This window comes from Rhizobacter sp. P1_G5 (genome assembly GCF_056405435.1).
Map to the genome: position 1 here is coordinate 1 of NZ_JBFUCB010000343.1, position 6,436 is coordinate 6,436.

The following is a 6,436-nucleotide window of genomic DNA, read 5'->3' on the forward strand; positions in this document are numbered from 1 at the left end:
TAGTAGTGGAACTCGTAGATCACGTTGGTCCAGCCGTAGTCCGACGGCCGGGTGATCGCGGTCCAGTCCCAGATGCCTTCCATGATCACGATGTGGTTCGGGTCGACCGCACGGATCTCGTTGTAGAAGCGGTTGTACATGTCCAGCACCGGGCGCGTCGCCGGTGACGGGTAGCTCAGCGACGGCTCGTTCAGCAGGTCGTAGCCGGCGACGGTCGGCTCGTTGCGAAAGCGCGTGGCGAGCTCGCGCCAGAACGTCAGCGCCTGGTTCTGGAACGTCGTGTTGTTCCACAGCTGGCCCGAGCCGCCGATGCGCCCGCTGTGGTCGGCCCCGTTCTGCGAACCCGGCGCGCCGTGCAGGTCGAGGATCACGTACAGGCGGTACTTCTTCGCCATCGCCACCACCCACTCGATGCGGCGGAAGTCGATCCTGCCGGCGGCATCGCGCTTCCACGAACCATCCTCGTTCATGTGGTTCAGGTAGTAGATCGGCAGGCGCACCGCGCTCATGCCGAGCTCGCTGAGGATCCTGAAGTCCTTCTCCTGCAGGTAGCTGTCCTGGTAGGCGTTGATCAGCGCATCGCGGCCCGCATCGCCGAAGCGCTGGCTCAGCGTCTTGCGCATCGTGTAGTCGTCGCTCGCACCGGCGAGCGGCGACATCCACGTCTCGTGCACCTGCCAGCCGCCGAGGTTCACGCCGCGCAGGTAGATCGGGTCGCCGGTGCCGTTCTGGTTGCGCACCAGGCGGCCGTCGACCTTCAGGAAACTGCTGTGGGCGGCGGCGGTGCCGGCCAGCACGAGGGCAGCCACGGGCAGCAGGGCAAACCGCGAGGCAAGGCGTGAAAGGAGTTTCATGGTCGGACTGGAGTGGAAGAAAGTGGAAACGTTTCCAGTCCGGGATTCTTCGGGGCCGGGGCGCGGATCATCCTCGGGCAAACCCTCGATCGGGCGGCGGGGTTGTCACCGCCTGCAACCGTGGCGTCAGCGGTGCGTGAGCTGCAGCGTGCCGGCCGGTCCGGGCGTGACGGTGATCGCGCCGTAGCCCGGCAGTTGCGGGTGCAGTGTTGCGATTGGATGCGTGTGCGTGGCGGTGATCACGACGATCGCGGCGCCCGCCGCCTCGGCGGCCGCGATGCCGGCCGGCGCGTCCTCGAAGACGAGGCAGGCCTCGACCGCCACGCCCAGCCGCTGCGCCGCGAGGCGGAAGCCATCGGGGGCCGGCTTGCCGTTCACCACATCGTCCGCGGTCACGATCACGGCCGGCAGCGGCAGGCCCGCGGCCTCGATGCGGCGCAGCGCGAGCGCGCGCGGCGCCGAGGTGACGATGGCCCAGCGATCGGCCGGCAACGCGGCCAGGAAGGCAGCGGCGCCGGCGATCGCATCGATGCCGGCCACGTCGTCGATCTCGCGGCGCGTGATCTCGTCGGCCTCGGCTTGCGCGTCGACACCGGGCAGCGCGAGCTGGCGGATCGTCTCCACCGCACGCCGGCCGTGGATGGTCGGCAGGAAGGCGGCGACGTCCAGCCCGTGCCGCGCCGCCCAGCCGGCCCAGACCCGCTCGGCCGCCGCGATCGAGCTGAGGATCGTGCCGTCCATGTCGAACAAGAAGGCGGCGAAGCGGCGGTCGGCGTACGGCGGGGTCATGGCGGYCCTGGGACTCGTGGAAGGAGCCCCAGGGTAACGCGTGTGGCCGCGGTCTCAGCCGCCGAGCGCCCGCGCCACCAGCGCCTGCTGCTGCCGCTGGTGCACCGCCTGCGACGACACCGCGCCGGCGGCCGTCACCGCGCGCGACACCTCGCTCAGCACGGCACCGCGCGGGCAGGCCTCGGCGAGATCGTCGCGCACGAACGCCCAGGCGCCCTGGTTGCGGGTTTCCTCCTGCGCCCACACCAGCTCGCGCAGCTGCGGGTAGCGCTGCAGCACCGCACCCAGCCCGGCCTGCGGGAACGGGTACAGCTGCTCGAGCCGCACGATCGCGACATCGTTGCGGCCCTGCGCCACGCGGGCGCTGTGCAGGTCGTAGTACAGCTTGCCGCTGCAGAGGATGACGCGCGTCACCTGCGACGCATCGGCCACCGCGGCGTCGTCGAGCACCGGCTCGAAGCCACCCGTCAACAGCTCGCCGACCGTCGAATGCGAGGCCGATTCGCCGTACAGCACCGCCTTCGGTGTCATCACGACCAGCGGCTTGGCCTGCTCATCGAGCGCCTGCCGGCGCAGCAGGTGGAACCACTGTGCCGAGGTCGACGGGAAAGCCACGCGCAGGTTGTCGCCGCCGCACAGCTGCAGGAAGCGGCCGAGGAAGGCGTTCGAATGCTCCGGCCCGACCCCTTCGTAACCGTGCGGCAGCAGCAACGCGAGCGCCGAGCGGCAGCCCCACTTCGCTTCGCCGGCGCTGATGTACTGGTCGACGTACACCTGCGCGCCGTTGACGAAGTCGCCAAACTGCGCCTCCCAGATCGTCAGGCCGCGGCCTTTGCTGCCGCTGCCTTGCGCGCCGGCCTCCACGCTGTAGCCGTACTCGAAGCCGAGCACCGCCTCTTCCGACAGCACCGAGTTGACGATGTCGAAGCGCGCACCGCCTGCTGCGACCTGCTGCAGCGGCGTGAACTCGCCGGCCCCCGTCGCCGCCTGGTTGTGCCAGACCGCATGGCGGTGCATGAAGGTGCCGCGGCGCACGTCCAGGCCCGACACGCGCACGTCGGTGCCGGCGCCGAGCAGCGAGGCATAGGCCATGTTCTCGGCGAAGCACCAGTCGATGCGCGCAGCGTCGCTGCCCGCCGCATGCGACCACTGCTGCACCAGCGTGTGAATCGCCGGGTGCGGCTGGAAGCCGCCCGGCAGCGCGGTCATCGCCGCCACCGCCGCCTGCAGGCGCTCGCGCGACCAGGCCGCGTGCGGCTGCGCTTCGCCGGCCACGACGGTGTTCGCCGCCGTCCCGGCTGCACCCGCGGGCTGCCTGGCCGAGAACGCCTCGATCGCCGCGGCACGCCCGGCGGCGATGTAAGACGCCATCTCCGGCTCGCTCGCCATCCCGGCCGCCACCAGCGCCGCGCCATGCACCTCGACGACCGAGGGCTTCAGCTCGGCGCGCGGGTAGGTGCCGGGGCTGCTCAACGCCGGCATGTCGTGCTCGGAATGGCCGAGCCGGCGGTAGCCGATCAGGTCGATCACGATGTCGGTGCCGAACTGCGCGCGGTACRCCAGCGCGATCTGCGCGGCGCGCTGCAACTGCTCGGGTGCATCGGCATTCACGCGCAGCACCGGCGCGTCCGCCATGCGTGTCACGTCGGTGCAATAGCGTGCGGCCTGCGCGTCCATCGCGTTCGGTTCGGTGAAGCCGAGCTGGTTGTTGATGATCACATGCACCAGGCCGCCGACCGCATAGCCCGGCTTCTGCGTCACCGCGAGCGTCTCCATCACGACGCCCTGCCCCGCGAACGCGGCGTCGCCGTGCAGCACGATCGCCATCGCGTGGCTGTCGCCGCCACGCACCTGGCTCGCGCGCGCCATGCCGGCCACGACCGGGTACACGCTCTGCAGGTGCGAGGGGTTGTGGGCCAGCGTCAGCGCGATCTCGCCGTGCCGCGTCGCGATGCGGCGGCGGCCGCCCAGGTGGTAGACGAGGTCGAGGTGCTGCTGCGGATCGTGCGCCTGCGGATCGAGGTAGTCCATCACCTCGCCCGCCGGCAGGCCCAGCAGGTTGACCAGCACGTTGACACGGCCGCGGTGCGGCATGCCCATGAACACCTCGGCGACGCCGTGCGATGCAGCGCGTTCGAGCAGCGCATCGAGCAGCGGCAGCAAGGCCTCGCAGCCTTCGAGCGAGAAGCGCTTGCCATGCGGAAAACGGCGCGCCAGGTGGTGCTCCCAGGCTTGCACCTGGATCAGGCGGTCGAGCAGCCCGGTGTCCGGCGACGTGGCCGCCGGCAAGGCTTCCATGCGGGCCTGCAGCCACGCGCGGCGCGCGTCGTCGCGCACGGCCGACGCATCCAGCGCGAGCGGTCCGCAGTACGCGGCCTTCAAGCGCCGGTCGAGCTCATGCGCATCGCGCGCGCCGAGCCACGGGGTTTCGTCATGCGTCAACGCATCGCCCGGCGACAGCCCGAAGCGCTGCAGCGACAGGCCCTGCACGTCGAGYGRCCGCGACAACCCGAGCGGGTCGAGCGCCGCATGGCGGTGCCCGTGCGCGCGGTGTGCCTCGACGAAGCGGTGGACTTCCGGCGTGAGCCGGGCCGGACGCAGCTGTGCGTCCTCGTGAAACGAAGTGATCAAGATTCCGTCCTCCCTGACAGAAAGGTGATGGAGATGTACTGCGCGGAACTGAACAGGACGGGTCAGCACTCTGGTGGTGCCTGCCGTCCGATCGACCGTCTCCTCTCACACCGCGCCACGGATGGCGCGGCCTCACTGGATCCCGGAATCTCGCGTCGTCAAAGGGCGAACGAGCGGACCACGTGCGTCAGCTGCTTCGCCTGGTCCTGCAGCGCGCGTGCCGAGGCGGTGCCCTGCTCGACCATCGCCGCATTGCGCTGCGTGGAATCGTCCATCTGCAGGATCGCGCTGTTGACCTGCTCGATGCCCATGCTCTGCTCGCGGCTTGATGCGCTGATCTCGGCCACGATCTCGCTGACGCGCTTGATGCTGCTGACGACCTGCTTCATCGTCACGCCGGCCTGCTCGACCATCTTGCTGCCCTCGTCGACCTGGTTGACCGAGGCGTCGATCAGCGACTTGATCTCCTTGGCGGCCGTCGCGCTGCGCTGCGCGAGGCTGCGCACCTCGCTGGCCACCACTGCAAAGCCGCGGCCCTGCTCGCCGGCGCGCGCCGCTTCCACGGCGGCGTTCAGCGCCAGGATGTTGGTCTGGAACGCGATGCCGTCGATCACGCCGATGATGTCGGCGATCTTCTTCGACGAGGTCGAGATCGTGCTCATCGTGTCGATGACCTGGCCGACCACCTGGCCGCCCTGCGTCGCGACGGTCGAGGCCGACATCGCCGACTGGTTGGCCTGGCCCGCGCTGTCGGCGCTGAGCTTGACGGCCGCRGTCAGCTGCTCCATCGCCGACGCCGTCTGCTCCAGCGCACTCGCCTGCTGCTCGGTGCGTGCCGACAGGTCGGTGTTGCCCTGCGACACCTCGTGCGCCGCGGTGGAAATCGTGTCGGCGCCGGTGCGCACCTCGGAGACGATGCGGTGCAGGCTGTCGACCATGTGCTGCAGCGCCAGGATCAGCCGACCCACCTCATCCTTGCTGTGCACCTCGACCTTGTAGGTCAGGTTGCCTGCGGCGACCGACTCGGCCAGTTCGATCGCGCGCTGGATAGGGTGGGTGATGGAGCGCGTGATGGTCCAGGCCGTCAGCACGCCCAGCAGCACGGCGAGCACCGAGGCACCCACCATCTGCAGCTTCGCGGTGCGCGAGCTGCCCTTCGCGGTGGCCACGTCGTCAAGCATGCTCTGCGACTGGCGGGCCACCATCTTGTCGATCAGCGCGTAGTAGCGCGCCTGCGGCGCGGCCATCTCGTCCTGGTAGACGACCATCGCCTCGTCGCGCTTGCCGGCAGCCATCAGGTCGAAGACCTTGCGCACGACCACGCCGTACTCCTTGCGCGCCTTCGATTGCTCCTCGAATTGCGCCTTGTCCTCGTCGGTGTGCAGCAGCTTCTCGAAATCGGCGAGGTTCTGCGTGTTCGCCGCACGGATCGAGGCGTACTCGTCCATGTACTTCTTCAATTGATCGGGGTTGGTGGACAGCAGGATGCGGCCGATCGTCACGGCGCCGTGGTCGCCCTTGGTCTTGATCTTGTTGGCGAGCGCAATCTGCGCATAGCGGTCGTCGACCACGCTGTCCATCACCGAACTCAGCCCGTTGAGGACCGAGGTGGCGACGCCGAGGATCACCAGCAGCAGCGCGATGACGACCGAAAAGGCCAGCGCGAGACGCGAACCGATCTTGAGGTTCGACAGATTCATCTTTTTACTCCCTGAACGTTGCGACGTGAATTGCTTCAGGGTTATCGACAATGAAGGCGCGGGACTGAGTCCAATTCAGGACATTTCAGGCCAATTCAGCCGCAATTTCGGCGCTATCGGTCACAGTGTGAAACATGTGTTCCGACCCGCCCGGGCCCCTGCCCTCCATCCCCACCGTGTTCCGCCTGTCGTTGTGGCGACAGGGGACGCATGTCGGATGGCTGGGCGAGAACTGCGCCGAGTGGGCGGTGCTGGTGCCCGACATCCGGCGTGCGCTGCTGCTGGAGCCGTGTCCGTACAACGGCTCGGTGTACTACCAGGTGAGCAACAGCCTGCGCTATCTCACCGTCAGCCCCGACGCCTGCATCGGCTTCTACAACTGGGCGAATGCCAGCGGCTTCACGCGCGAAGGCCGGTACCTGGTGTCGGACGACACGGGGCAGAAGCTGGCGCAGCAATCCG

Annotated in this window: 4 protein-coding genes and 1 pseudogene; 1 reads left to right on the top strand and 4 read right to left on the bottom strand. The window is 68.9% G+C overall.

Annotated elements, in window-relative coordinates:
- From AC1D12_RS21120 to AC1D12_RS21135, 4 genes are all read right to left on the bottom strand, one after another.
- A partial coding sequence (locus AC1D12_RS21120; protein ID WP_477842656.1) for a glycoside hydrolase family 5 protein occupies window positions 1-809 on the bottom strand: 809 nt, incomplete at its 3' end.
- A 171-nt stretch (window positions 810-980) separates the two neighbouring features.
- Entirely contained in the window at window positions 981-1,643 is a 663-nt protein-coding gene (locus AC1D12_RS21125) for an HAD-IA family hydrolase (RefSeq protein WP_477826687.1), read from the bottom strand.
- Between the two features lie 54 nt (window positions 1,644-1,697).
- Window positions 1,698-4,274 (bottom strand): 2-oxoglutarate dehydrogenase E1 component, encoded by a 2,577-nt coding sequence (locus AC1D12_RS21130; protein WP_477842658.1) that lies wholly within the window; start codon window positions 4,272-4,274, stop codon window positions 1,698-1,700.
- Window positions 4,275-4,432: 158 nt separating this feature from the next.
- Entirely contained in the window at window positions 4,433-5,974 is a 1,542-nt protein-coding gene (locus tag AC1D12_RS21135; protein ID WP_477842660.1) for a methyl-accepting chemotaxis protein, read from the bottom strand.
- A 176-nt stretch (window positions 5,975-6,150) separates the two neighbouring features.
- Between AC1D12_RS21135 and AC1D12_RS21140 the strand changes: the two are divergent.
- Window positions 6,151-6,436 (top strand): annotated as a pseudogene (locus AC1D12_RS21140) (hypothetical protein); the annotation flags it as partial.

What these genes read in the sequence shown, in the direction of transcription:
- AC1D12_RS21125 (WP_477826687.1), bottom strand. Translation starts at nt 1,643, where the DNA reads ATGACCCCGCCGTACGCCGACCGCCGCTTCGCCGCCTTCTTGTTCGAC.